The following is a 25699-nucleotide window of genomic DNA, read 5'->3' on the forward strand; positions in this document are numbered from 1 at the left end:
GAACGGCTATCGGTTCAGCGGAGAATGGCTGCCGAGGGTCGGGCGGCACGTCGTTTTTTACTGGTATACTCGTAAAGTTCGCCGCGGTTTTTCGATCGCGGCGTGCAGGGAAACCGTCTTACAGCTCATAGCGAGGAGTTAGAAGCAGATATGAGCGATATCTCATCGTCTAAGAACCGCAGCGCCCAAAGCGCTCCCGCCCGTCGCAACCTATGGCTGCTCATCGCCACGATCGTTCTGGTCCTCGGCTCCATCTTCCTGTTCATGCCGCCCCAAGACCGCATCAACCAAGGCCTCGACATCCAGGGCGGCCTGTCGGTCGTCTTGAGCGCGAACAGCACCGATGGTTCCGATGTCTCGTCGGACGATATGGAGAAGTCGCGTTCCATCATCGAAAGCCGTGTGAACGCCCTCGGCGCGTCCGAGGCGGTCGTCCAGCTTCAGGGCGATAACCAGATCCTCGTGCAGATCCCGGGCATCTCCGACACCCAGGAGGCCCTCAACACGATCGGCAAGACCGGCAAGCTCGAGTTCGCGCGCCTCGACTCCTTCACCGACGCCGATGTGGCCAAGAAGATCGATGCCGGCGAATACATGACGCAGAAGACCGCGACCGACGCGTACGGCACCACGCTGCCGACCGGCGAAAGCGAGCTTGCGGGCATGACCGTCGAGCCGGGCACCTACACGCCCATCGTCACGGGCGACGACATCGAGCGCATCACGGTCGACCGCGCAAGCGAAACGTCTGCGGACTATGCGGTCAACCTCGCTTTGAACAGCGAAGGCGGCAAGGCCTTCGCCGAGGCGTCCACCGACCTCGCGCCTACCAAGGGCAAGATCGTCATCATCCTCGACGGCGTGGTGCAGAGCGCGCCGGCCGTCCAGTCGGCGATTCCCGACGGCAGGGTGTCCATCACCGGCAACTACACGCTCGACGAGGCGAAGTCGCTGCAGACCGTGCTCGAGTCCGGATCGCTGCCCATCGATTTCGAATTCGAGCAGGCGCAGACCGTCGGCCCGACCCTCGGTCAGGACGCCCTGCATTCCGGCGTGCTCGTCGCTGCCGTCGGCCTGCTGCTCGTCATGCTGTACCTCCTTGTGTTCTATCGCGGGCTCGGCTTCATCACCGCTGCCGCCATGCTCGTGTTCGCAGCGCTCTACCTGGGTATTCTCGCGGGGCTTTCGCGCCTCGGCCTGTTCTCGCTGTCGCTGGCCGGCATCGCAGGCATCGTGCTCACCATCGGCATGGCCGCCGACTCGTCGATCCTCACGCTGGAGCGGTTCCGCGAAGAGATCCGCATGGGCAGAAGCGTGCGCGCCGCATCCATCACCGGCGTGCGTCATGGCATTCTGACCTCGATCGACGCCGACCTCGTCACGCTCGTGTCCGCGCTCACGCTGTTCTTCCTGGCTTCCGCGTCGGTCAAGGGCTTCGGGTTGACGCTCGCGCTCGGCATCTTCTGCGACATCGTCATGATGCTGCTGTTCAAGGCGCCTATCATCCGTCTGCTCGCGCCGCGCCTCATCGCGCGCCATCCGGGCTTCTGGGGCGTGAAGGACTGCGAGAACGCGGCTCCGTATTTCGAAGGGTCCTCCGTTGCGCCCGAGGGGTATAAGATTCCCGGCCGCTTCATCAAGCGCGACTTCGCGATCCTCAAGTACCGCAAGGTCACGCTCGCGCTTGCGGCCGTCGCCATCGTGGCGGTCGTGGGCCTCATCGGCATCCGCGGCATCGAATTCGGCATCGAATTCGTGGGCGGCACCTCGGTTTCGTTCCATGACACGGGCGACGTGACCACCGAGCAGCTGCGCGATGCGTTCGCCGATGCGGGCGAGGGCGATGCCGTCATCCAGACGACATCCGCCGATGGCGCCGAAGGCTTCCTCGTGCGCACCACCACCACGTCGGCCGAGGATGCCACGGCCGTCGCCAACCAGGTCGCCGGCTCGTTCGGCTGGTCGACCGACAGCTTCGAGGTCACGACCATCGGTCCCGACTGGGGCACGTCGGTCATCAAGGCCTCGGTGCTCGCCTTCCTGGTTTCGCTCGTGCTCATCATCATCTACATCTCGCTGCGCTTCCGCGACTACAAGATGGGCGTCACCGCCGTCGTGGCGCTGCTGCACGACCTGATCCTCGTGTTCGGCATCTACGCCCTGCTCGGGCGCGAGGTCACGCCGAATACCATTGCGGCCATCCTGACGATCCTGGGCTATTCGCTCTACGACACGGTGGTCGTGTTCCACCGCATCAACGAGAACATGAAGGACGAATCCATCAAGTGCACCTTCATGTCCATGGCGAACCATTCGATCAACGAGGTCCTGATGCGTTCGATGAACACATCGATCACCTCGCTCATCCCCGTCGTCGCGATGCTCCTCTTCGGCGGCGAGACGCTGAAAGACTTCGCGCTCGCCATGACGATCGGCCTGGTCGCCGGCGCGTATTCGTCCTATGCGATCGCCACGCCGCTGTATGCCGTCTGGAAGACGACCGAAGAGCGCTTCGCACGCCTGCGCAAGAAGCATGGCGACGAGGTCCAGCGTTTCGTGCTCAACCGTCTTCCCGAAGAGGCGGCGAAGATCGCGGCGGCCGTGAACGCCGCGGCGTCTGCCGCTGCGACCGAAGGCGCGCCTGCGTCCGTCGCTGTCGCGACCGAGGCGGCCGGAACAGCCGGATCCGACGCGCCCTCGAAGCGCGCAGGGTCGAAGAAGGCCTCGTCCGGCAAGACGTCCCCCTCCAAGGGCGCCTCGCGCACCTCGAATCATCATTACCGCAGGAAAGGCAGGTAATCCTATGGCAGAGGCACGCAAAGGGAGCGCTCCGAACTTCGCGCCGCCCGTCGAGGAGGGCCAGGTCTTCTCGTTCGAGGACGAGCATGGCGATCCGATGGATCTCGAATTCCTGGGCCTGCTCATCCACGAAGGGCGCAGCTACGGGTTCTTCTTCCCTGTGGACGAGGGCCATCCCGCCAAGTCGTCCGGCGAGGTCATGATCCTCGAGGCCGTCGCCTTCGACGAAGACGGCCAACCGTCCGAGTTCGAACTCGTGTGCGACGAAGGCATTCTCGCCGAGGTCTATGCGGATTTCGTCGAAGCCACGAAGGATATCTACCGTTTCGAATAAACGGATGCGCGGAAGGGATCGAGGGCATGCCTCGGTCCCTTCCTTCTTCATAAGGGGAAAGGGATGTCGCATGGCGTACGACTTCAAGAAGGAATGCAAGGAGCTCTATCTGCCTTCCAAGAAGCCGGGCATCATCACGAAATCTATCTCGGCGATGTCCGCAAAGTCGTACCCGAAAAGCTGAGAACCGTTGTCTGACATCCCATACGACGCGTCTGAGGCGGTTGCTGAATTACGTCCGGAGAAACAGCGGGAAGGCTTGCTCGGGAAGTGCTTGGTGCGAGGGACGATCGTCTGGCGCGATGCGCTCGCGCATTCGGTTTATTCCCACGCGATTTCGCGCGACGAGCCGTCGATGTCGTCGATGCGGGCGCGTGCGCTCTTCACGCTGAAGTAGGTCAGGCGGCCGTCGTCGGGGGAGTCGTGGCCTTCGCCGAGGGCGACCATGTGCTCGAAGCCCGCCGTGCGCACCTCGTCGCTCACGGCATCCGTCATGTCCGCCACCCCTGACATGACGAGCCATCCATGCCCGACCCACCAGGAACACAGTTCGAACTTCGGATTGGCCAGAAGCTCGCGGTAGACGTCTTTGTCCTTGGACGTGCTGAACCAGAGCCTGCCGTTCTCGATGGCGGCGAAGCTGAACGGCCGGACGCGCGGCTGGCCGCCGTCATGCTCGTCGGTCGTTGCCAGATACCATGCCGGGACGTGCGTCAGATAGTCGAGCACGGTCTGCATGCCTTGATCGTCCATGAGGACTCCTTTCACCGCAGCACGTTCATGGCGCCGATGGCGATACCGAGCGCGATCAGACATGCAAGCGCCAGGGCGTCGCGGCGCGAATAGGAGAGCGGATGCATCTCGGTGCGCCCGTCGGCTCCGTGGTAGCAGCGTGCATCCATGGCGGCCGAGAGCGTCTCGGCATGGCGGAACACGCTCGTGAACATGGGAATGAGCAGCGAAGAGACCATGCGCACGCCCTTGACCGGGCTTCCTGCGAGGTCTGCCCCGCGGCTGATCTGCGCCTGGCGGATCAGCACGAATTCGGTTGCGAATTGAGGCAGGAATCGCAGCGCGATGCCGAAGATCATGCCGATCTCGTGCGCCGGCATGCCGAAGCGCTTGAAGTGCCCGAGGATCTTCTCGATTCCTTCGGTCAGATCGAGCGTCATCGTGGTCATCGTGACAAGGCTCATTCCCAGCATCATGAGCGTGATGCGGCAGGCGATGAAGGCGCACGACCGCGCCCCGCCGGTCGTGATGTGGATGAATCCGACGTCGACCAACGGACTTCCCGTCTGCACGGTGAAGAGGTTCAGCACGGCGGCGAGCAGCGCGATGACCAGCAGCGGCGCCAGCGATTTCAAGGCGTTGCCGACGGGTATCCGCGAGACCGCATACATGAGCACGCCGAATGCCGCGATGACGCCGAGCTGCGCGAAGTCCTGCGCTGCCAGGATGATTCCCATGTAGATGCAGCCGAACAGAAGCTTCGCGCGCGGGTCGAGCCTATGGATGAAGCTCGTTCCCGGATAGGGGCTTCCGAAGGAGAATGCGGTCTTCATCGGGTGCCCGCCTTCGCGCGCGCACGCACGTCCGCGATGGCGCGCACGAGCGTCGGTTCGTCATAGAGCACGTCCGCATCGAGCGGCAGGCCTTGAGCTTGCAGGGTTTCCGCAAGACGTTGGGCTGCAGGGCGGCCCAGGCCTATGGATTTGAGTTCGGGGCCGCGCAGGAATATTTCGGCAGGCGTGCCGACGGCGAACAGGCGCCCTTCGTTCATCACGGCGATGCGGTCGCAGAGCCGCGCCAGATCGTCCATGCTGTGCGAGACCATGACGACGGACATCCCGTCCTGGTCGTGGAAGGCGCGGATGAGCTCGAGGAACTCCGCACGCGCCTTCGGGTCGAGCCCGGCGGCGGGCTCATCCAGCACGAGCATATGCGGTCGCATGGCCAGCACGCCGGCGAAGGCGACGCGGCGCTGCTGTCCTCCGGAAAGCTCGAACGGGCTCGCCGTGCCGATTTCCGCCGCATCGAGTCCGACGCGCGCAAGCGCATCGACGATGCGGCGCTCGACTTCGTCCGCGTCCAGTCCCAGGTTGCGCGGGCCGAAGGCCACGTCGTCATGCACGGTGGCCGCGAAGAGCTGGTGCTCGGGATATTGGAACACGACACCGATCTCGCCGCGCACGGTGCGTGCATTCCTCTTGTCGGCGATGTCGAGCCCGTGCACGAGCACGCGTCCGATCGTCGGGTGAACGATGCCGTTCAAGTGCTGGATAAGCGTTGATTTTCCCGACCCGGTATGTCCCGCGATGCCGAAGAATTCCCCGGGCGCGACGGTCAGATCGATATCGCGCAGCGCCCAGGTCTCGGACGGGTCGTTGCCCCATTTCGCAGGTTTGGAGGAATGGCGCATCTCCCGTTCGATCTGCGCGCGTGCGCGTTTCGAGGCGATATAGGTGAACGACACGTTTTCGATGCGGACGAGGGCGTCCGTCTCGGCCGCGGCAGTCGAAGCCTCGCCAGCCGCATCCGGTGCGCCCGCGTCGGCTTCGCGGGCCGCGTTTTCGCGCGCAGCGGTGGATGAAGGGAGGTCGGCTGCGGCGACGCCGGCGGCGATCGGGGCGCCCTCCGCATCGGAAGATGCAGGCTGGCTTATGCGGGCGGCTTTCTCGCACCATCCTTCGGCGTGCGCCCTATCTATAAGGGCGCACTCGAGCTCAGGCGCATGCACGTGCATGCCGACATCGATGCCGCGGCGCGCGAGGTCGAGCGAAAGCGTGCTCGCGAACGGCATCTCCAGGTTCAGTTCGGCCAGCATATCCGCTTGGGTCAGAATATCTTCGGGCGCGCCCTGCGCGACGATGCGCCCTCGGTTCATGACGACGATGCGGTCGGCCTCGGCGGCCTCGTCCATGAAATGGGTGATCATGACGATGGTCATGCCGCGCGCGTTGAGGTCTTTGCAGACGCGCATGAGCCCTGCGCGGCCGCGCGGATCGAGCATCGCGGTCGCCTCGTCCAGGATCAGGATCTTCGGATCCATGGCAAGCACGCCGGCGATGGCGACACGCTGCTTCTGTCCTCCGGAAAGCGCGGTGGTCTCGCGGTCTTCGAAACCGATGAGCCCGACCTCGGCCAGGGCGTCTCCCACGCGTCGTCTGATTTCAGCAGGCGCGACCCCGAGGTTCTCGGGGCCGAACGCGATGTCGTTCTCCACGAGCGACGCCACGATCTGGTCGTCGGGATTCTGGAACACCATGCCCGCGGTCGAACGGATGAGGAAGGTGGCGTCCGTATCGGACGTGTCGTGCCCGTCGATGCGCACCGTGCCTTCATCGGGGACGAGCAGCGCGTTCAGGTGCTTCGCGAGCGTGGATTTGCCCGATCCATTCCCGCCGAGCACGCAGACGAATTCGCCGGCATCCACATGCAGGCTGACGCCGTCGAGCGCATGCTCCGTTCCGTCGTAGGTGAATGTGACGTCTGTGCAGTCGATCATGATCGCTTCCTTGCAAGGGCGAGGCTTCGGGCCGAGGGTTCGGGCATGATCCTCATTCGCGTCCCTTCACCTGGTCTTTCTTAGGTGTGATCAGGTTCGATACCGTCTTGTACACCGCGAGCGCCAAGAGGGAGTTGAGACCTGCCTTCATGATGTTGAACGGGATGACGGCCGGCAGCATGAGCGGCAGGATGGCGTCGGCCGATCCGTAGAAGAACCACACGCCGAGCGTCAGGTTGGAGGCGCAGTTGCCGACCACCACCACGACGATCGAGACGAGCAGGCCTCCGATCGCGCCTTTGAACGTATGGAAGCGCTTGTAGATGAGGGATGCGGGAAGAATGAAGCAGAGAGCCGCGACGTAGTTCATGAGCGCACCGACCCAGTTGCCCATGATCAGGCCTTGGATCGTGGCTGCAAGCAGCGCGACGACCATGCCGGGACCGGCACCGTACGCGAATCCGACGACCATCGATGCCGCGAGCGACGGGTCGTATTTGAGGAAGTCCGCGCCGGGGAAGATCGGGAACTGGACGAACGAGAGGAGCGCCGCGAGCGCGGTCATGAGCCCCATCGTCACCAATTGTCGGGTGTCCCACCTGTTGGTGTTCTTGATGGACGCGATACGAGACTGTTCGGACATGATTGCATCACCTGCCTCTTCCATCCGGACTTTAACCGTTGGTCCCGGATTCGCACCGGGTCAACCTCGGGACTCGAACCAACGAGCCGAGGGTCGCGGACTTCGGAGGCGGGTCGTCTGCCCGATCTTCCCCGTTACCGCCAGTGAGGAATTTCACCTCGCCCTGAAACAGCGCCCCGATACTAGCACCGTACGGTCGGCTTGCCTAGCCGTCATTTTTCCGAGATGCGCACGGGTAGTCGCGGCGGATGTCGCCGCGTCGAGCTCGACGAGCGATTCTCCTGAGCTATGCGCGGGCGGTCGGCCGCATCGCGGGCATGCGTTGAGCGGCGCCTCCGCACGCAGGGAGAGGATGCGTTTCGACTCGATGGCTGCGACGGGTGCCGCCGCGCATGCCTCAGCCGCCTTCGAACGCCGCTCACGGAATAGTTCGCCTTCTTTTTCCGAGAACGAAACCTTGCCGAAATGCAGGCTCCCTATACTTCCCGAGACATCGTCGTAAGACGTATGCGCAGTTCAATAACGATGCAACGCGATTTGAGCCGACACGAAACGTGGTTCGGGCTTTGCACGCGCGTACGCGCGGCGTGGATTCGATGCGGCCATGCGAAGAAGGGAAGCACATGGATATCGTCGGAATCATCGATGCGGTTGACGGGTTCGTCTGGGGCGTTCCCATGATCGTGCTTCTCCTGGGAAGCCATCTGTTCCTGACGGCGCGCACGGGATTCATCCAGCGCAAGCTGCCGCTCGCCATCAAGCTCTCCATCACGAAGGATCCCGATGCCGAAGGGGACATCAGCCAATTCGGTGCGCTGACCACGGCGCTTTCGGCCACCATCGGCACGGGCAACATCGTCGGCGTGGCGACGGCCATCCTCGCGGGCGGCCCCGGGGCCGTGCTCTGGATGTGGCTGACCGGCGTCTTCGGCATCGCGACGAAGTATTCCGAAACCTATGCGGCGGTCAAGTACCGCGTGAAGGACCACGAGGGCAAGATGCTCGGCGGCGCCATGTACGCATGGGAGCGCGCGTTCACGCGTCCCGACGGTTCCGTTCCGGCATGGGCGAAGGCGGGTGCGGTGCTTTTCGCGCTGTTCGCCGCCATCGCGTCGTTCGGCATCGGCTCGGCCGTGCAGTCGAATTCCATGACGACGGTCATCCTCGCCAATGCGCCGGGCATTCCCGTCTGGGGCATCGGGCTCGGCATCGTGATCATGGTCTCCATCGTCATCTTCGGCGGCGTGACCGTGATTTCGAAGGTGTGCGAGAAGCTCGTGCCGTTCATGGCAATCGCCTATGCATGGGGCTGCATCATGATCATCGGTATGAACTGGGATTTCGTATGGCCCGCCATCAAGCTCATCTTCACGGCGGCCTTGGATCCGCGCTCGGCGTTCGGCGGTCTGCTCGGCTCCGGCGTCATGGCGGCCATCCAGTTCGGCTGCGCCCGCGGTCTGTTCTCCAACGAATCGGGCCTGGGCTCGGCGCCCATCGTGGCGTCGGCCGCTTCCACGCGCAATCCTGCGCGTCAAGCGCTCGTGTCCATGACCGGCACCTTCTGGGACACCGTCGTTATCTGCGCGCTCACGGGCATCGTGCTCGTGTCCACGATGCTCGCGCATTCCGAGGTCGTCGACCAGATCGCCTCCGGCTCGATCACCGCGGGCGCGCAGCTGACGAGCGCGGCCTTCGCGTCCATCCCGTACGTGGGAACCCCCATCCTGGTCGTCGGCATGATCCTGTTCTCGTATTCGACGATTCTCGGCTGGAGCTATTACGGCAACCGCTGCGCGGCCTACCTCTTCGGCAAGCATGCCGTGCGACCGTATCAGGTGCTGTACGTGCTCGCGGCCTTCGTGGGATCGCTTGGCGTCGCCAATGTCGTCTGGAACGCGTCCGATGTGGCGAACGCGCTGATGGCAGTGCCCAACATCATCGTCGTGCTGTTGCTGTCGGGCCTGATCGCCCGCGAGACGCGCCACTATGTCTACAGCGGCAACCTGGACGAGGCCTCCACCGACGAGATTCCCCAGCACGCGGATAAATAAGGATTCGCCGCGCAGGCGCTTGCCTTCCTGCGCGCCGCTTTCTACAATCTTACGTTATTAGACACGGTGTTCAAAATTAGTCACCTTGTCTAACAGATTGGACGGAATGCGGAAGGCGGTGGGGGAATGTCGTCGAGCACGTCGAACGCCGAGGATCGGCGCATCGCACGCACCAAGGCGGCGTTGCGCGATGCCTTGATCGCGCTTATGAACGAACGTGGGCTCGACGGGTTCACCATCAACGACCTCTGCGCGAAGGCCGACCTCAATCGCGGCACGTTCTACAACCACTACAAGGACAAAGACGACCTGCTCCGCTCCCTCGAAGACGAGGTTCTTGAGGGCTTGAGCTGCTTGCAGCCCCACCTCAAGAGCCTGTCGGTCATATCGGTCGGGCGCTATGCGCTTACGCGCCGCCCGCTGCCCGTGCTCGTCGAGCTCTTCGACTACCTGCGCGGCCAGGCGGAGTTCCTCCAGGCTGTCATGGGCGAGGGCGGCGACCCGTCGTTCGGCGGCCGCCTGCGCACCTACGTGTGCGACAACTTCATCCTCGCGCTGCTGCATGCGCGCTACCGCGCCGACCGCACCGCCTTCGTGGACTACTACGTCGCGTTCTACGCCAATGCGTACCTGGGCGTCATCTGCCGCTGGATAGAAACCGGCATGGAGGAATCCTCCGAGGAGATGGCGCGCATCGCGGTGCGCCTGCTCTTCATCAAGCCCGGCGAATCCATCAAGCTGTAAGCATCGCTGCCACCAAGGAGCTTTCATGAGCGATACGGAAGAGAACATGTCGGATACGACCGAACCGCGGATCGCAGGTCGAGCAACGGTCGAACCGCAGGCCGCGGATCTGCCTGCGACAGGCGCGGCTGCGGCGGACGTGCAGGCCGCAAGCCCCTCGTCGGACGGATCGCAGGTTATTGAACCGTCGGCCGCCGCGGATGCTGCAGGCTCCTCTGCCGCCTCGTCCGTGCGCCACATCGGCATCGACGTCGGCTCCACCACGGTGAAGGTGGCCGTGCTCGACGATGCGTTCGCCATCGAGCATTCGTGCTACCGCCGCCACCATGCCGACATCCGCGCGACCATCGTCGAAGTGCTCGAGGAAGCCGCCGAGAAGTATCCCGATACGCCCATGACCATGGCGATCACCGGCTCGGGCGGCCTTCTGCTCGCGCAGTGGCTCGGCATCGAGTTCGTCCAGGAAGTCATCGCCTCCAAAACCGCTGTGTCCACCTACATCCCGCAGACCGACGTCGTCATCGAGCTCGGCGGCGAGGACGCCAAGATCATCTATTTCGACGAGGGCATCGAGCAGCGCATGAACGGCACGTGCGCCGGCGGCACGGGCGCTTTCATCGATCAGATGGCGACCCTGCTCAACACCGATGCGACCGGCCTGAACGAGCTCGCGAAGGGCTGCAGGACAATCTATCCGATCGCAAGCCGCTGCGGCGTGTTCGCCAAGACCGACGTGCAGCCGCTCATCAACGAGGGCGCCCATCGCGAAGACATCGCGGCATCCATCTTCCAGGCCGTCGTGACGCAGACCATCTCCGGCCTGGCATGCGGTCGTCCGATCCGCGGCACCGTCGCCTTCCTCGGCGGTCCTCTCCAGTATCTCTCCGAGCTCGACAAGCGCTTCTGCGAAACGCTCGATCTGGACGACGAACACGCGCTGCGTCCGAAGAACGCCCATCTCTTCGTCGCGTCGGGCGCCGCCATCTGCGGCACGCCGAACGCTCCCGAGCGCATCGCCTGCGTGCTCGACCGTCTGCGCAACCTGGGCGATATCCAGGGCAGCGAAGTCGTGCGTCTGCCTCCGCTGTTCGCGAGCGAAGACGAGTACCGAGAGTTCAAAGACCGTCACGACCGGGAACGCGTCAAGCGCGGCGCGCTCATGCGCTATTCGGGCACGGCGTATCTGGGCATCGATGCCGGATCGACCACGTTCAAGGCGGCGCTCATCGGCCGCGACGGCGAGCTTCTGTGGAGCCACTACACGAACAACCGCGGCGACGTGCTCGGAACCGCCAAGCAGACCGTCGCGATGCTCTACGGCGACATGCCGGTCGATGCCGAGACGGGCGAGCCGCTCGTGCGGATCGGCCACGTCACGGTCACGGGATACGGCGAAGGCCTTCTGCTCGAGGCGTTGAACCTCGACTCCGGGGAAATCGAGACGGTCGCGCACCTGCGCGGTTCGCAGGAGATGCTGCCGGGCGTCGAATTCATCCTCGACATCGGCGGCCAGGACATGAAGTGCCTGCGCGTCAAGGACGGCGTCATCGAGCACATCATGCTCAACGAGGCATGCTCGTCGGGTTGCGGAAGCTTCATCGAAAGCTTCGCGACCAGCCTGAACCTCGACATCATGTCGTTCGCGCAGACGGCGAACGCGGCCAAGCATCCGGTCGATCTGGGCAGCCGCTGCACCGTCTTCATGAACAGCCGCGTCAAGCAGGCGCAGAAGGAAGGCGCCACCGTCGGCGACATCGCGGCGGGCCTGGCCATCTCGGTCGTGAAGAACGCCCTGTTCAAAGTCATCAAGATCCGCGACCCCCACGAGGTCGGCACGAAGGTCATCGTGCAGGGCGGCACGTTCTTGAACGACGCCGTGCTGCGCGCGTTCGAGCAGCTCGCCGAGGTCAGGGCCGTGCGCCCCGACATCGCAGGTCTCATGGGAGCCTACGGCGCCGCGCTTCTGGCCCGGGATCGCGCCGCGGGCGAAGACGCACGCACGAAGATGCTGTCGCTTTCCGAAATCGAATCGCTGCGCCCCGCGCAGAAGTCGGCGCGTTGCAAGGGCTGCTCCAACAACTGCCTGCTCACGATCAACGACTTCGGCCGCGATGCCGCCACCGGCAGGCATCGCCGCTTCATCACGGGCAACCGCTGCGAAAAGGGCATCGGCCTTGCCACGAAGCGTTCGAGCGTGCCGAACCTCTACGAATACAAGAACCATCGCCTCTTCGACTACGAACCGCTTCCTGCCGACGCCGCTCCGCGCGGCACCGTGGGCATTCCGCGCGCGCTCAACATGTACGAGAACTATCCGTTCTGGTTCACGTTCTTCACGCAGCTGGGCTATCGCGTCGTGATCTCGGACGACACGACGCCGGCCACCTACGAGGAAGGCATCGAGTCCATGCCTTCCGAAAGCGTGTGCTATCCGGCGAAGCTTTCGCACGGCCATGTGATGAACCTGCTCGCGAAGGGCCTCGACTTCATCTGGATGCCCTGCGCCAAGTGGGAGCGCCAGGAAGACGCCGGCGCGGGCAATCATTACAACTGCCCGATCGTCGCATCGTATTCCGAGGCTCTGCGCCTGAATGTCGATGAGCTCAACGAAAGCGAGACGGCATTCCTGAATCCGTGGCTTCCCTACGATCAGAAGGAGAAGCTCAAAGATCGTCTGTTCGTTGAGCTGTACGAGAATTTCCCCGATGCGACCTGCCGCCATGCGTCCGCACCCTCGCGCGCCGACGTGGCCGCCGCCGTCGAGGCCGCATGGGCCGAGGACGAGGCGTTCAAGGAAGACATGCATGTCAAGGGCGTCGAGACCCTCGCGTGGATGGAAGAGACCGGGACGCACGGCATCGTGCTTGCCGGCCGCCCGTACCACAACGACCCCGAGATCAACCATGCCATCCCCGAGCTTCTGACGGGTTTCGGCCTGGCGGTCCTGACCGAGGATTCGGTTGCCCATCTTGGCGAGCTCGAGCGTCCGATCCGCGTCGTCGACCAGTGGATGTACCATACGCGTCTCTATGCCGCCGCCAAGGTGTGCACGCAGCGCAACGACCTGGATCTGGTGCAGCTCGTGAGCTTCGGATGCGGCCTCGATGCGCTCACGACCGACGAGGTGCAGGAGATTCTCGAGGAATCCGGCAAGATCGCCACCGTGCTCAAGATCGATCAGGTGTCGAACCTGGGCGCGATCCGCATCCGCATCCGCTCGCTGCTCGCGGCCCTGAAGGACCAGGCCGATCGCCGCGCCGAAGAAGCCGCCGCGCGTCCGGGCGCGCTGGGCTGCCCGACGGTGGGCGAGCACGGCGCGTACCCGACCGACATCGAGGTCTCGGATGCCGAGATGCGTCGGCATGCGGCGCATGCGAAGGAGCGCATGGCGGGCAAGACCGGCGCGACCGAGGCCGCCGCGGCGGCGGAGATCGCGCAGTCCCAAGGAGCCTTCGCCGACTTCCGTCTCAAGCAGCGCGAGGCCGAATCCACCGAGTTCGCCAAGGTCTCGTTCACCGAGGAGATGAAGGAGGCGGGCTATACGATTCTCGCGCCGCAGATGGCGCCGTATCACTTCGAGATCCTGCAGCCTATCTTCACGCGCTTCGGATACAACCTGGAGCTTCTGCCGAGCGTGGACACCGGTGCGGTGGACGCGGGCCTGAAGTACGTCAATAACGATATCTGCTATCCATCGATCCTGGTCACAGGCCAGATCATGGAAGCCGTCACGAGCGGCCGCTACGATACCGACAAGCTTGCCGTGCTCATTTCGCAGACCGGCGGCGGATGCCGCGCGACCAACTACATAGCGCTCATCCGCAAGGCGCTCAAGGCGGCGGGGCTCGGGCACGTGCCCGTCATCTCGCTCGCCTTCAAGAAGCTCGACGAGAGCAATCCGGGCTTCAAGGTCACGCCGAAGATGCTGCTCCAGGCCATCTACGCCATCGTCTACGGCGACCTGCTCATGCAGTGCCTCTACCGCACGCGCCCCTACGAGATCGAGAAGGGCTCGGCCCAGCATCTGTTCGACACCTGGATGGCCACGTGCAAGGCGCAGATGCTCGAGGGCGTGACGTACAAGACCTACAAGCGCACGATCCGGCGCATCGTGGAGGATTTCGACACGCTGCCGCTTGCGGGCGAGGGCACCAAGCCGCGCGTGGGCGTGGTGGGCGAGATCCTCGTGAAGTTTCATCCGACGGCGAACAACCAGGTCGTGGATGTGATCGAGGCCGAAGGATGCGAGGCCGTGGTGCCGGGGCTGACCGAGTTCTTCCTGTTCGGCATCGCGGGCGCCATCTTCCAGAAGGATCCGCTGGGGCGCTCGGCCAAGGGTGCCGTCGGAAGCCGCATCGCGTTGCGCGTCGTCGACCGCATCCGCAAGCCGCTTTTCGACGCGCTTGACGCATCGGCGCGTTTCGAACGTCCGACCGACATCTACACGCTTGCCGATTACGCGAGCGACATCCTGAGCCTGTGCAACTCCATGGGCGAGGGATGGCTGCTCACGGCCGAGATGGTGGAGCTCATCCGTAGCGGCGCGCCCAATATCGTGTGCGCGCAGCCGTTCGCGTGTCTGCCGAATCACGTGGTGGGCAAGGCCGTCATCAAGGAGCTGCGTCGCCGCTACAGCCAAAGCAACATCGTCGCGGTCGACTACGATCCGGGTGCGTCCGAGGTCAACCAGCTCAACCGCATCAAGCTCATGATCAGCGTCGCGAAGGCGAATCTGGCCGAAGAACGCGGCGAGGCCCCGGTCTATGCGCGGGCCGAGCGCGAAGCTGCGACCGTCGAGCTGCAGGAGTCGTTCGACGTGTCGACGACCCAGGGGTGCGGCGTCGTGCTCGACGTAGATGCCATCAGCCGGCGCGTGGCCGAGGAGCTTGCGCACGAGGACGCCGCTTGCGAAGCAGATGAGCTTGCGCTCGAGGGTGCTGCTCACGAAGCCTATGACGACAGGGAGGTTGGTGCGGGCAGGGTCGTTTGATTCTCAGCCTTAGGCGTTGCGGGTCGAGACGTTTCGGCAGACCGATGCGTTTCTGCAGGTCAAGGCGTTGCTGACCGAGGATTTGCTGTAGGTCAAGGCATTGTTGACCGGGGCTTCGCTGTGGGTCGAGGCGCTGTGGACCGATGGGCTGCGGATCGAGGTCCTGCATGTTGAAGCGCCGCAGACAGAGGTGCTGCGGGCCGAGGCGCTGCTGCGGGCCGAGGTATCTCTTCGGCCATAGACCATGTGGGCCGAGATGTCTCTTCGGTCGTAGGGTGCACGGATGCACAGATCGAGGGATATATGCGGCTGCAGGTCGAAGCATTGCTTCAGACCGAGGTGTTGCCGCAGGTTAAAACATTGCTTCAGACTGAAGTGTTTCCGCAGGTCGAAGCGGTGCTACAGACTGAGGTGTTTCCGCAGTTCAAGACGTTGCGGATCCGCTTCCGTTGGTCCGGTCTATTGGTCGGCTTATGATGGGCTGCATGTGGCTCATGACGAGACGTATGTGGCTCATGACGAGACGTATGTGGCTCATGACGGGTTGCATGTGACTCATGGCGGGACGTATGTGCTTTGTTATGACGAGCTGTATGCACTTTACCGCCCAACTGCCAAAATCGAGGAGCTTAGTGGGGTTTTTTCGAGTGGCATTCTCCTCTATCTGCTTCTCGCAAGTCGATATATTGTTATTAAAATACTTTTACAACAATATATTGTATATACAAAATGAGCTAGATCGGTGCTGTGATTCGAAATCCAGTCTTCGAACCCCCTAAGCTCCTCGATTTTGGCAGTTGGGCAGGAATCGCACGCGAATTTTCGTTCAACGACGATTTTTTGACAGGTAGGGACTCTCGATAGGCAAGGAGCTTTCGATAGACGAGGAGATTCTCGAGAGGCAAGGAGGTTCTCGATCTTCGACTTCGATTCCGAAGGCATCCGCCGCTACATGGTAGGAGGCTCTCGACAGGCAAGAGGCTCTCGACAGGCAAGGGGACTCTCAATAGGCAAAGGGCTCTCGATAGGCAAAGGGCTCTCGATAGGCAAAGGGCTCTCGATAGGCAAAGGGCTCTCAATAGGCAAGGGCGTTCCTGCGGGCGCAGCTCGTCAAAGGCGGCCGCTCGGCTGCATCAAGGCGCGCTACTCGACGGTGATCGCTCGTTCCTGGAATCCGACGTCGGCGCAGGCGTCGTGCCTCTCCTGAAAAAGCACCTCTTGAAAAGCGCGTTTCGGCAAATCGTAGGTATTGGTGTTCTGCGATACGTGCAGGGCGACGACTCGTTCGAGCCCATTGTGCAGAAGGCTCCTGAGTTCGCAGGCTCCCTGTTCGTTGGATAGATGCCCGCGATCCGAGCCGATACGGGCGATGACCGAATACGGGTACGGCCCTTTTTCGAGCATGCGGGGATCGTGGTTTCCTTCGATCGCAAGAATGCGACATCCTTGCAGATGGGCATGTGCTGCCGAGGTCACGATGCCAGTATCGGTCATGAATCCGAGCACGTCGTGCGTAGCGGCCGCGGCATCGACGCACGTAGCAGCCGCGGCATTGACGCACGTGGCGGTCGCGGCGCCGATGCGCGCAGAAGACGCATTATCCTGCGAGGCGAATCCGATGTTGTCGCATATATCTGGATTGCCGGCACCGAATGCGGTCAATCTATCGGCGCCACGCATGGGTATGGTGCATGCGGGCGAATCGTCCCGAGCGATCGTAGCGCGCGCATTCCTGCCGCATTCGTCGGCGATGCATTCGGACGCATCGAGCAGGCCTCTTTCCCTGCCGACTTCGCCCGAGCTCGTCTCGAAGCGGAACCCATAGGATGCGACGGCATCATGCGAGGTGAGGAACGGAAACACGTCGATGCCCGCCAATGTGAGCTCGCTCGAATCGTCGAACGGCTGCGCCCGAGCATCAAGGCTTGCGAGCGCGTCTGCGATGTCCCGGCTTGCGCGCACGACGGATGGATCGGCGAAGACCTGCGGATGCGTACCCATCTTCGCGAGCCCGCGCAACACCACGCCGAGTCCCTTCGTATGGTCGGTATGCTCGTGCGTGACCAGGACTCCCTCGATGCGGAGGGGGTCGAAACCCGCCTCTGAGCAACGCTGCAGGAACGCCTTCTTCGAGATGCCGCAATCTATGAGCAGCGCGCGTCCGGTTTCCGCATCCTCCACGACGGAAGCGTTGCCATGGCTGCCGCTCGCGAGCACATGAAGCCTCAGCATGCCGTCCTCCGCTCGTTGGTTGCGATTCTCTCGATCACAGGTCTCACTATGATCGCAGGACCTCACTATAAACGAAGGCGGAGTTCGGGAGACGAGCGAGCGTTCGTCGGCTCGATGCGTATAATGGCCGCATGCCCGGAACCATCTACATCTGTCCTACGCCCATCGGCAATCTCGGCGACATCACGCTGCGCACGCTCGATGCCCTGCGCGACGCCGACGTCGTCTGCGCCGAAGACACGCGCGTGACGGGCAGGCTGCTCGCCCATTTCGGCATCGAGAAGCGCGTCGAGCGTCTGGACGAGGCGGTCATCGCGCAAAGGGCCCCTCGTATCGTCGAACGCGTCGAGGCGGGCGAAACCATCGCGTTCTGCAGCGACGCCGGCATGCCGGGCGTGTCCGACCCGGGCGCGCGGCTCATCGCCGAAGCGCAGGCCCGAGGCGTTCCCTGCGTCGTGCTGCCCGGCGCTTCCGCGGCCGCGACCGCCTACGTGGCGAGCGGCATCGCCGCGCCCCGCTACTATTTCGGCGGGTTCTTCCCTCGTAAACAGGGAGAACGTCGCGACGCGCTCAAGGCGCTCGCCGCGCTCGATGCCGCGCTCGTCTTCTATGAAAGTCCGCATCGCGTGGTCGCCGCGCTCGATGCCGTCGCTCATGTCTTTCCCGAACGCGACGTCGCGGTCTGTCGCGAGCTCACGAAGCTGCACGAGGAAGTGTTCAAGGGTCCCGCGCAGGACGTGCTGCGCGAATTCTCCGAGCGCGAGGCGCATGGCGCCATCAGGGGGGAAATCGCTCTGGTCGTCGGCCCGCCGACTCCGGACGAGGCCGATCGGGACCAAGAAGAGCTCCGGCATGCCGCCGTCGACCGCGCCCGTGAGCTCCTGTCCGACCCTTCCGTCTCGAAGAAAGACATCGTGCGCATGCTGAAATCGGAGTTCGACATGGGGCGGAACGAAGCGTACGAGCTCGTGCACGCGCTCTGATCCCGCGCGTTCTGGTGCTTGGGATCCATTGCGCGCGTTGCCGTCACGTCGCAACAGGTGCGACGTCGTCATCTCGATGCATGTCGGGCCGGGCAACCGAAGTGCCGACGACGGCAGGCAACGTCCATCCCGCCGCGCGCAGTGCATCCGAGCAGCGCGCGGTCATGGGTAAGAAGCCATCGCTGACGTGGATCGTGACGCCTCGGAAGAGTTAACCGGGGCTTCGCCTCGTTCCTGCTACACTGAATCCAACGATACGGGGCTTCGCCTCGCGGCTATGCGGGCTTGCATCGTACGGTCATGCGACGACGCGCGAATCGCAACCGTTTCGCCTCGCGTGACCGCGTGACCGCGCGACGGCACGCGAATCGCGATCGTTTCGCGTCGTGCGACGCGAAGGTCTCGCGTGACGCGAAGCGCGGGGGCGCTCCGTCACGAAACGACGTCAAGGAGGTTTCCCATGGGTTCCCACAAATTCTGGGCCGTTGCGGCTCTCGTATGCATGGTGTGCGCGATGTATACAGGCGCAAAACGCACCGATTAGCAGAGGCGGGAACGTCCGCGCATCCCGCCGATGCACCCAATGAACCTCCATACGGCATCGATATAATGCCGCCTGAAACAGTCGTCGTTTCGGGCGGCGTATGTCGCTTCGAAGCATTCGAGATGGGAGCCGTCATGCCTGAGCTCGTCTTGTACAAGAAGGATTCCTGCCCGTATTGCCAGAGGGTCATGCGCTGGATCGATGCCGAATGGGCCGGGCGCGCGCCCATTGCGTATCGCGACATCGTCACCGAGCCCGCCGCGGCCGAGGAACTCGTGCGGGTCGGCGGCAAACGCCAGGTGCCGTGCCTGTTCGTCGACGGTACGCCGATGTACGAATCGGGCGACATCGTCGCGTACCTCGCGTCCCTCGGATAGTCCGGAGGGAATCCATGAACGATTTCACGTTCCAGTGTCCCACGCGGTTCGTCTTCGGCCGGCAGGCCCTCGACCGGGTGGGGGACGCTCTAGCTGAGCGCGGGTTCTCGCATGCGCTCGTCGTGTACGGCCGCGGTTCGGCCGAACGGTCCGGCATCCTCGACCGCATGCGCACGCAGCTCGCCTCGGCGGGCATCGCCGTGACCGAGCAGGGCGGAGCGCGCCCTAACCCCGAGGTCGCATTCGTGCGCGAGGGAATCCGCGTCGCGCGGGAAGCCAAGATCGACGTCGTGCTCGCCGTCGGAGGCGGCAGCGTCATCGATGCGGTGAAGGCCATTGCGTTCGGCGTTCCGTACGAAGGCGACGTCTGGGATTTCTTCTGCAAGAAGGCGCAGATCGGATCCGCCCTGCCCGTAGCCGCGGTGCTCACCATCCCGGCCGCCGGTTCGGAAGCCTCGGATTCGTGCGTCATCAGCAACGATGAGCTCGGTGCGAAGAACGGCGTGAACTGCGCCCTCTTCCGTCCTTTCGTCGCGTTCATGGATCCGCAGGTCACGTTCTCGCTCCCTCCGTATCAGACGGCTGCGGGCGTGACCGACATGATCGCGCACATCTGCGAGCGCTTCTTCAGCGGCGTGGGCGCCGTGCCTGTGACCGACAACATCGCGTGCGGGCTCATCCGCGCGCTGATGGACGAGACGCCGCGCGCGCTGGCGAACCCCGATGACTACGATGCGCGCGCCAACATCATGTGGGCGGGCATGCTCGCCCACAACGGTCTTGCAGGATGCGGTCGCGCCCTCGCATGCGGGCAGCGCGCGGGTGGATGGGAAAGCCATGCGCTCGAGCATGCGCTTTCCGCCTTCGATACGACCATCACGCATGGGGCGGGCCTCGCCGTCATGATGCCGGCGTGGATGCGCTATGTCTGGCGCGACGATCCGGACCGCTTCCTGCTCTTCGCGCGCGAAGTGTTCGATATCGAACCGGTTCAGGAAGGCGACGAGGGCTTCGTGAGCGAAACGCAGGCGGTCGAAGACGCCGTCGAGGCCTGCATCGACCTGCTGGCCTCGTTCTTCGCCAGCATGGGGATGCCCGTGCGCCTAGGCGGCTTCGGGCTTTCCGAGGAATGCGTGGACGATCTCACGGCGAAGGTCATCGCCGCGAAGGGCGAACCGTTCGGTGCCTTCAAGAGGCTCGATGCCGACGACGTCTGCGCCATCTACCACTCCGCATTCTGAGAACGTCGCGCATGCGAACGCATCGGCGCGCCGTCGGGGATCGCGCCGTCGGGAGATGTGCCATCGGGAAGGGGCGACGCCCGTTGACGCCGCTTCCTATCCTGTCGGGGATTGCATCGTCGGGAGATGCGCCATCGGGAGTCCGCCCTTCACGTGGACAGGTCCGATGGGCGCATCGCCTGCGGTACAATACCTAGGTTTCATTCGATCGCGCAGGCGGCGCCATCAGCCGTGATGCGCACGATACCGGAGGGGCGCCATCAGTCGCTCCGGTGGAAAGAGGCGCCTCTATGTCCAAGCCCACCTATTCCTTCACCACGCCGATCTACTACGTGAACGCCGCGCCTCATCTGGGCACGGCCTACACGACCGTCGCCGCGGACGCGGTTGCCCGCTACCAGCGCATGAACGGCCATGACGTCGCGTTCGTCACCGGTCTTGACGAGCACGGCCAGAAGGTCGCCGAAACCGCCGAGAAGCACGGCATGACCCCGCAGGAATGGTGCGATTCCATGGTGCCTGCCTTCATGGACGCCTGGAAGATGCTCGATATCGCCTTCACCGACTTCGTGCGCACGAGCTCCGATCGCCAGACGCGCACCGTGCAGACGTTCTGGAACGACCTCTACGAGAAAGGCTACCTCTACAAGGGCGCCTACGAGGGCTGGTACTGCGTCCATGAAGAGACCTACTATGCCGAAAGCGACCTGGAGACCGACGATGCGGGCGCGTTCATCTGCCCGGATTGCAAGCGTCCGGTGCGTCGCATGTCGTCGGGCGAGGAGAACTGGTTCTTCAAGCTTTCGGAATTCCAGGACCGCCTCCTCGAGTTCTACGAAGCCCATCCCGATTTCATCCGTCCCGAGACGCGTCGCAACGAAGTCGTCGCGTTCGTCAAGGGCGGCCTGCAGGATCTGTCCATCTCGCGTTCCACCTTCGACTGGGGCATTCCGCTGACTTTCGACGAGGGCCATGTCTGCTACGTCTGGGCGGATGCCCTGCTTGCGTACCTGACCGGCATCGGCTACGCCGACCCCGACCGCCCCGGTGAATTCGATGCGCGCTGGCCCATGCAGTATCACTTCGTCGGCAAAGACATCACGCGCTTCCATTGCGTCATCTGGCCTGCGATGCTCATGGCCGCCGGCCTGCCTGTCACGCATACGGTCTTCGGCCACGGCTTCCTCATGGTGGGCGGCGAGAAGATGAGCAAATCCAAGGGCAACGGCATCAGGCCCGCCGATCTCGTGTCCGTGTACGGATCCGACGCCTATCGCTACTATTTCCTCTCCGACGTGCGCTTCGGCGCCGACGGCAACGTCTCTGTCGAGCGCATGACCCAGGTCTACAACGCCGATTTGGCGAATACCTGGGGCAATCTCTGCAGCCGTGTCTTCAACATGGTGGGGAAGTACTTCGACGGCACGGTGCCGCAGGTTCCCTCGGGATTCGCCCATGTGGAAAACCCGCTGCGCGATATCGCGGACGGACTGTACGAGACGTTCGATTCCTGCATGGCCGACGTGAACTTCACCGATGCGTGCGCGGCCGTTCAGGAATTGGCGAGCCGCGTGAACCTCTATGTCGAACAGAGCGCGCCGTGGAATCTGGCGAAGTCCGAAGAAACGGCAGGCGAGCTGGCATTCGTGCTGTACAACGCGCTTGAGGCCTGCCGTATCCTGGCGCTCTACTTCGCGCCGTTCATGCCGCGCACGTCCACCGAGGTGTTCCGCCGCTTGGGGCTGGGCGACATCGCCGCCGTCGACGACATCGAGGCCGCGACCGCCTGGGGCCAGCTGCCTGCCGGCAACGAGGTCGAGAAGGGCGATCCGCTCTTCCCTCGTCTCAAAGTCGAAGACATCCAGCTCTAGCTCATGGCGAACGAACCTGTGCAGAACGCGTGCCCGGACGCGCCCGACGGCGCGGCGGGGATATGCGGCTCGAATCCGGTCGGCGACGCATCGGCATCGCGCGGCTCGAACCTACCTTCCAGCGCGCCGGAATCGTGCGATGCGCGCTCCTCGGCCGGCGCATCGGCGTCGTGCGGTCCGGACGCGCCCGGCGGCGCGCCGCCGGCGCATATCGGTCCTATCGATCCCATCGATTCCGAAGGCGAGGCCGGGCATCTGGCTTATGGCGACGCGCTGTTCCGCAAGAAGCGCCGCCGGGGGCATCGCGTCGTGGCGCGGCCTGCGCTCGAAGGCCCCGTCGCCGATTCCCATACGCATCTCGATATGCTGTCCGACCCGGCGCTCGCGCTGGCGCGCTGCACGGTCGGGCGGGTGGATTTCATCTGCACGGTGTGCGATCCGTCCGAAGACGCCCGCCGCACCTACGAGAGTCTTCCACTGTGGCGCTCGGAAGCGCTCAGGCGCCTGCCGGATGTGTTCGCCGCCACGCGACGCTCCATCGAGCGCGCGAGGCAAGAGGCGGCATCCGACCCGCAGGCGCTTGGCGTCGAGGCGATTCCCGGCAGCGACGACCTTTCGGCCGACGAGGCCGCGTCCCAACGCTGCCCCTGCGACGTGGCCGTTCCTCGCGTGCGCGTGGCCTGCGGCGTGCATCCGCATAACGCGCATGCGTGGTCGGCTTCCCTTGAGGCGGAGCTCCTCCGCCTGCTTGCGCGCCCCGAGACCTCGGTGCTCGGGGAAGCAGGCCTCGACTATTATTACGACCTGTCGCCGCGCGACATGCAGCGCGAGGTGTTCCGCCGTCAGGTGGAAATCGCCCGCATCACGGGCCTGCCGCTCATGCTCCATCTGCGCGATGCGGCTCAGACGGGCCGGCACGAGCGCAGCGCCCACGAAGACGCGTTCAATATCCTCGAGTCGACGGGATGGCCTGCGGCAGGCGTGCTCATCCATTGCTGCAGCGTCGGTCCGGACGAATTGGGGCCATGGATCGAACGCGGCGCGTTCGCCGCGTTCGGCGGCGCGATCACGTTCAAGAACGCCGATGCGATCCGTGCGTCATGCGCGATCGTGCCCCGCGGACGCCTGCTGTTCGAGACCGACGCTCCCTACATGACCCCGGTGCCGTTCCGCGGCCAGGAGAACGGCCCCGACCATATCGTGTTCACGGCGCATCGGGCCGCCGCGGTCGTGGGCGCGGATTCCGGCGCGTCCCGCGCGCGCTTCCTGTCCGAGGTGCATGAGACGACGCTCGGCTTCGAGGATCGCGGCCCGACCTCCTGGCAGCTGTCGCAGGGGGCGAACCATGCATGAGCGGAAGCGCGTCCTCGTCATAGTCGGTTCGGCGCGGGCGCACGGCGTGAGCGCACGGTATGCGCGCGAAGCGGTCGTCCCTGAGGCGAAGAGCGTCGGATCGGATGTTCGCATGTGGAATGTCGCAGACCATCCGGTCGAAGGGTGCATCGCCTGCGAGCGGTGCCGAGGGCCGTTCCGCTGCTTCCGGCGCGATGCCATGGACGGCCTGTTCGAGGAGCTTGCATCCTGCGATGCGGTCGAGGTGATCGCCCCGGTGTTCTTCTCCGGTCCGACGGCCCAGTTCAAGGCCGTGCTCGATCGGTTCCAGCCGCTATGGGAGCGCCGTATCGGCCCTGCGGGCAGCGCAGACCCTGCCGAAGTGAAGCGGCCGGTGCGGCTGCACGTCATCGGAAGCGGCGGCGATCCCCATGGCTTCGATCCGCTCGCGACCATCGTGCGCTCGGCATTCGGATCGGCAGGATTCAGGCTCGTCGACGTCATCGACGCCGTCGGATGGGGACAGTCCCCCGCACGCGTTTCCGACATGGATCCCTGCGCAGAAGATGCGGCTCTCGGCGCGCCTTGCGCACGCGATCGTTCGTCCCGTATGAAAGGCATCGTCTCATGACCAGGTTCTCCCCGCTTGCGACTCCTTCCGCCACGCGCGCCGCGCTCGCGCGCCATGGCTTGGCGGCCAAGAAGGCCCTCGGGCAGAACTTCCTCATACACGATGCGATCGTCGGGAAGATCTGTGAGCTTGCGCAGGTGGATGCGGGAGATGACGTGCTCGAGGTCGGGCCGGGCATCGGCACGCTGACGGTCGCGCTGTGCGCACGCGCGCGGGCGGTGCATGCGATAGAGCGCGATCGGGATCTTGCCCCTGTGCTCGAGGAAAGCTGCTGGAACTTCGATAACTTCACGCTCCATATAGGCGATGCGTTGCAGGTCGGCAACGATGATCTGGGCGGCTTCGCGCCCACGAAGCTCGTGGCCAATCTTCCGTATGCCGTCGCGGCCACGCTCGTGCTCGATTTTCTCGATCGGTTCCCGTCGATGCGCAGCATGACGGTCATGGTGCAGAGCGAAGTGGCCGACCGCATGGCGGCGTCTCCCGGCACGAAGGATTACGCCGCGTATTCGGTGAAGCTCGCCCTGCGTGCGCAGGCGACTGGGCGTTTCGAGGTCGCACCCTCGAACTTCATGCCGGCGCCGCACGTATCATCTGCCGTCATCAGGCTCGATAGAGTGCAGGACCATGCGTCTGACGATGTCGCGCTCGCGTCCGTCGCGGCGGATGCGGCGTTCGCTGCGCGGCGCAAGACGATCGCGAATTCGATGAAGGCCTATTTCTCGCGTCCGGGATCGCGGCATCTCGAGGCGGCGGATATCGTGCATGCACTTGAAACGGCGGGCATAGACGCGCGCAGGCGGGGGGAGACGCTGTCGTTGGACGAGTTCATCGCCTTGGGACGCGCATGTGCGTCCTGCGGCGGCTGGGAATAAGGCCATATGTGGTTTAACCTTGTGAAACGCGGACAACGCCTGCTGAGCGTAGTAAAATTTCACCTCACATTGCCCTATTCGCTTGAAGGAAACCGTCTATATGGAGCTTGAAAAGCAGGTTCATGTCATCGATGACATTCGCGGCGAACTCGTTTCCCGCACTGAAACGCGCGTGAAGGTACGCGCGAATATGGGACGCTCGAAGATCGTCGAAAGCGAAGGCCTGCTCATTCAGGCGCATCCCTCGCTCTTCGTTCTCGAGGTCGATCGCAGGCGCGGCCGCACCGCACGCCAGTCGTACCAGTACGTCGACGTTCTGACCGGCATGGTCGAGCTGTTCGACACCGAGACGGGCATGCCGATCTTCACCCTCGGGCGCGAAGATGCGTCGCTCGAGGATGCGTCCGACGCCGCCGACGACGAAGACGACGAGTAGCGTTCGCGAACGACGCCGACCCGTACGCGTCCGCCGTTCGAGGCGATCGCGCACGTTCAAGATGCGGTCCTGAAATCAAACGAGCCGCCTTCCACCCTCATCGGAGGG

Annotated in this window: 19 protein-coding genes and 1 riboswitch; of the genes, 14 read left to right on the top strand and 5 right to left on the bottom strand. The window is 63.9% G+C overall.

Annotated features, from left to right (window positions below; all coding sequences use genetic code 11):
• The first annotated feature begins 150 nt into the window (after positions 1–150).
• Positions 151–2799, top strand: coding sequence for a protein translocase subunit SecDF (locus tag HMPREF1155_RS02235; protein WP_009076796.1), 2649 nt, complete (start codon positions 151–153; stop codon positions 2797–2799).
• 4 nt (positions 2800–2803) lie between these two features.
• Positions 2804–3133, top strand: coding sequence for a DUF1292 domain-containing protein (locus tag HMPREF1155_RS02240; RefSeq protein ID WP_009076878.1), 330 nt, complete (start codon positions 2804–2806; stop codon positions 3131–3133).
• 321 nt (positions 3134–3454) lie between these two features.
• Here the strand turns inward: HMPREF1155_RS02240 and HMPREF1155_RS02245 are convergent, their stop codons facing one another.
• The 4 genes from HMPREF1155_RS02245 to HMPREF1155_RS02260 are packed head-to-tail and all read right to left on the bottom strand — an operon-like array spanning position 3455 to position 7284.
• Positions 3455–3886: a pyridoxamine 5'-phosphate oxidase family protein gene (locus tag HMPREF1155_RS02245; protein ID WP_009076926.1), complete on the bottom strand. Its 432-nt coding sequence runs from the start codon at positions 3884–3886 to the stop codon at positions 3455–3457.
• Positions 3887–3897: 11 nt separating this feature from the next.
• A complete protein-coding gene (locus HMPREF1155_RS02250) occupies positions 3898–4698 on the bottom strand; it encodes an energy-coupling factor transporter transmembrane protein EcfT (protein ID WP_009077040.1) in 801 nt (266 codons plus the stop codon).
• Positions 4695–6641 (bottom strand): energy-coupling factor transporter ATPase, encoded by a 1947-nt coding sequence (locus tag HMPREF1155_RS02255; protein ID WP_009076930.1) that lies wholly within the window; start codon positions 6639–6641, stop codon positions 4695–4697. Before HMPREF1155_RS02255 ends, HMPREF1155_RS02250 begins: the two co-directional genes overlap by 4 nt.
• 52 nt (positions 6642–6693) lie before the next feature.
• Positions 6694–7284 (bottom strand): ECF transporter S component, encoded by a 591-nt coding sequence (locus tag HMPREF1155_RS02260; RefSeq protein ID WP_009076833.1) that lies wholly within the window; start codon positions 7282–7284, stop codon positions 6694–6696.
• Positions 7285–7292: 8 nt separating this feature from the next.
• A riboswitch (FMN riboswitch) is annotated at positions 7293–7459 on the bottom strand.
• Between the two features lie 448 nt (positions 7460–7907).
• On the opposite strand from HMPREF1155_RS02260, the gene HMPREF1155_RS02265 reads away from it, so the two are divergent.
• The 4 genes from HMPREF1155_RS02265 (at position 7908) to HMPREF1155_RS08965 (ending at position 15546) form a co-directional block, all read left to right on the top strand.
• Complete coding sequence (locus tag HMPREF1155_RS02265) at positions 7908–9335, top strand: sodium:alanine symporter family protein (RefSeq protein WP_009076789.1); 1428 nt, start codon at positions 7908–7910, stop codon at positions 9333–9335.
• Between the two features lie 126 nt (positions 9336–9461).
• Entirely contained in the window at positions 9462–10079 is a 618-nt protein-coding gene (locus HMPREF1155_RS02270; RefSeq protein WP_009076993.1) for a TetR/AcrR family transcriptional regulator, read from the top strand.
• Between the two features lie 25 nt (positions 10080–10104).
• Positions 10105–15069: a 2-hydroxyacyl-CoA dehydratase gene (locus HMPREF1155_RS02275; protein WP_009077035.1), complete on the top strand. Its 4965-nt coding sequence runs from the start codon at positions 10105–10107 to the stop codon at positions 15067–15069.
• A gap of 303 nt (positions 15070–15372) precedes the next feature.
• Positions 15373–15546 (top strand): hypothetical protein, encoded by a 174-nt coding sequence (locus tag HMPREF1155_RS08965; RefSeq protein WP_155999108.1) that lies wholly within the window; start codon positions 15373–15375, stop codon positions 15544–15546.
• Between the two features lie 666 nt (positions 15547–16212).
• Here HMPREF1155_RS08965 and HMPREF1155_RS02280 read toward each other — a convergent pair.
• The gene (locus HMPREF1155_RS02280) at positions 16213–17301 is read right to left on the bottom strand and encodes an MBL fold metallo-hydrolase (RefSeq protein ID WP_009076987.1); all 1089 of its coding nucleotides are present in this window, start codon (positions 17299–17301) and stop codon (positions 16213–16215) included.
• 131 nt (positions 17302–17432) lie between these two features.
• On the opposite strand from HMPREF1155_RS02280, the gene rsmI reads away from it, so the two are divergent.
• The 8 genes from rsmI to HMPREF1155_RS02320 all read left to right on the top strand — a co-directional run bounded on the left by rsmI (position 17433) and on the right by HMPREF1155_RS02320 (position 25591).
• Positions 17433–18284, top strand: a complete 852-nt coding sequence (gene rsmI, locus HMPREF1155_RS02285; protein ID WP_009076906.1) for a 16S rRNA (cytidine(1402)-2'-O)-methyltransferase — start codon at positions 17433–17435, stop codon at positions 18282–18284.
• 609 nt (positions 18285–18893) lie between these two features.
• A complete protein-coding gene (locus HMPREF1155_RS02290) occupies positions 18894–19205 on the top strand; it encodes a glutaredoxin (protein ID WP_050999253.1) in 312 nt (103 codons plus the stop codon).
• Positions 19206–19219: 14 nt separating this feature from the next.
• A complete protein-coding gene (locus tag HMPREF1155_RS02295) occupies positions 19220–20446 on the top strand; it encodes an iron-containing alcohol dehydrogenase (protein ID WP_009077060.1) in 1227 nt (408 codons plus the stop codon).
• A 290-nt stretch (positions 20447–20736) separates the two neighbouring features.
• Positions 20737–22317 (top strand): methionine--tRNA ligase, encoded by a 1581-nt coding sequence (gene metG, locus HMPREF1155_RS02300; protein WP_009076965.1) that lies wholly within the window; start codon positions 20737–20739, stop codon positions 22315–22317.
• A 3-nt stretch (positions 22318–22320) separates the two neighbouring features.
• The gene (locus tag HMPREF1155_RS08780) at positions 22321–23670 is read left to right on the top strand and encodes a TatD family hydrolase (protein WP_050999254.1); all 1350 of its coding nucleotides are present in this window, start codon (positions 22321–22323) and stop codon (positions 23668–23670) included.
• Positions 23663–24280: a flavodoxin family protein gene (locus HMPREF1155_RS02310; RefSeq protein ID WP_009077008.1), complete on the top strand. Its 618-nt coding sequence runs from the start codon at positions 23663–23665 to the stop codon at positions 24278–24280. The genes HMPREF1155_RS08780 and HMPREF1155_RS02310 overlap by 8 nt, the downstream gene beginning before the upstream one ends.
• Positions 24277–25155 (top strand): 16S rRNA (adenine(1518)-N(6)/adenine(1519)-N(6))-dimethyltransferase RsmA, encoded by an 879-nt coding sequence (rsmA, locus tag HMPREF1155_RS02315; RefSeq protein ID WP_009076830.1) that lies wholly within the window; start codon positions 24277–24279, stop codon positions 25153–25155. Before HMPREF1155_RS02310 ends, rsmA begins: the two co-directional genes overlap by 4 nt.
• Positions 25156–25255: 100 nt before the next feature.
• A complete protein-coding gene (locus tag HMPREF1155_RS02320; RefSeq protein ID WP_006362035.1) occupies positions 25256–25591 on the top strand; it encodes a Veg family protein in 336 nt (111 codons plus the stop codon).
• Positions 25592–25699: the final 108 nt, after the last annotated feature.

This window comes from Slackia sp. CM382, assembly GCF_000293015.1.
Lineage (GTDB): Bacteria > Actinomycetota > Coriobacteriia > Coriobacteriales > Eggerthellaceae > Slackia > Slackia exigua.

Excerpts from the sequence above, each read along its gene's own strand:
- HMPREF1155_RS02235 (WP_009076796.1), top strand. The coding sequence starts at position 151 with ATGAGCGATATCTCATCGTCTAAGAACCGCAGCGCCCAAAGCGCTCCC.
- HMPREF1155_RS02240 (WP_009076878.1), top strand. The coding sequence starts at position 2,804 with ATGGCAGAGGCACGCAAAGGGAGCGCTCCGAACTTCGCGCCGCCCGTC.
- HMPREF1155_RS02245 (WP_009076926.1), bottom strand. The coding sequence starts at position 3,886 with ATGGACGATCAAGGCATGCAGACCGTGCTCGACTATCTGACGCACGTC.
- HMPREF1155_RS02250 (WP_009077040.1), bottom strand. The coding sequence starts at position 4,698 with ATGAAGACCGCATTCTCCTTCGGAAGCCCCTATCCGGGAACGAGCTTC.
- HMPREF1155_RS02255 (WP_009076930.1), bottom strand. The coding sequence starts at position 6,641 with ATGATCGACTGCACAGACGTCACATTCACCTACGACGGAACGGAGCAT.
- HMPREF1155_RS02260 (WP_009076833.1), bottom strand. The coding sequence starts at position 7,284 with ATGTCCGAACAGTCTCGTATCGCGTCCATCAAGAACACCAACAGGTGG.
- HMPREF1155_RS02265 (WP_009076789.1), top strand. The coding sequence starts at position 7,908 with ATGGATATCGTCGGAATCATCGATGCGGTTGACGGGTTCGTCTGGGGC.
- HMPREF1155_RS02270 (WP_009076993.1), top strand. The coding sequence starts at position 9,462 with ATGTCGTCGAGCACGTCGAACGCCGAGGATCGGCGCATCGCACGCACC.
- HMPREF1155_RS02275 (WP_009077035.1), top strand. The coding sequence starts at position 10,105 with ATGAGCGATACGGAAGAGAACATGTCGGATACGACCGAACCGCGGATC.
- HMPREF1155_RS08965 (WP_155999108.1), top strand. The coding sequence starts at position 15,373 with ATGCGGCTGCAGGTCGAAGCATTGCTTCAGACCGAGGTGTTGCCGCAG.
- HMPREF1155_RS02280 (WP_009076987.1), bottom strand. The coding sequence starts at position 17,301 with ATGCTGAGGCTTCATGTGCTCGCGAGCGGCAGCCATGGCAACGCTTCC.
- rsmI (WP_009076906.1), top strand. The coding sequence starts at position 17,433 with ATGCCCGGAACCATCTACATCTGTCCTACGCCCATCGGCAATCTCGGC.
- HMPREF1155_RS02290 (WP_050999253.1), top strand. The coding sequence starts at position 18,894 with ATGCCGCCTGAAACAGTCGTCGTTTCGGGCGGCGTATGTCGCTTCGAA.
- HMPREF1155_RS02295 (WP_009077060.1), top strand. The coding sequence starts at position 19,220 with ATGAACGATTTCACGTTCCAGTGTCCCACGCGGTTCGTCTTCGGCCGG.
- metG (WP_009076965.1), top strand. The coding sequence starts at position 20,737 with ATGTCCAAGCCCACCTATTCCTTCACCACGCCGATCTACTACGTGAAC.
- HMPREF1155_RS08780 (WP_050999254.1), top strand. The coding sequence starts at position 22,321 with ATGGCGAACGAACCTGTGCAGAACGCGTGCCCGGACGCGCCCGACGGC.
- HMPREF1155_RS02310 (WP_009077008.1), top strand. The coding sequence starts at position 23,663 with ATGCATGAGCGGAAGCGCGTCCTCGTCATAGTCGGTTCGGCGCGGGCG.
- rsmA (WP_009076830.1), top strand. The coding sequence starts at position 24,277 with ATGACCAGGTTCTCCCCGCTTGCGACTCCTTCCGCCACGCGCGCCGCG.
- HMPREF1155_RS02320 (WP_006362035.1), top strand. The coding sequence starts at position 25,256 with ATGGAGCTTGAAAAGCAGGTTCATGTCATCGATGACATTCGCGGCGAA.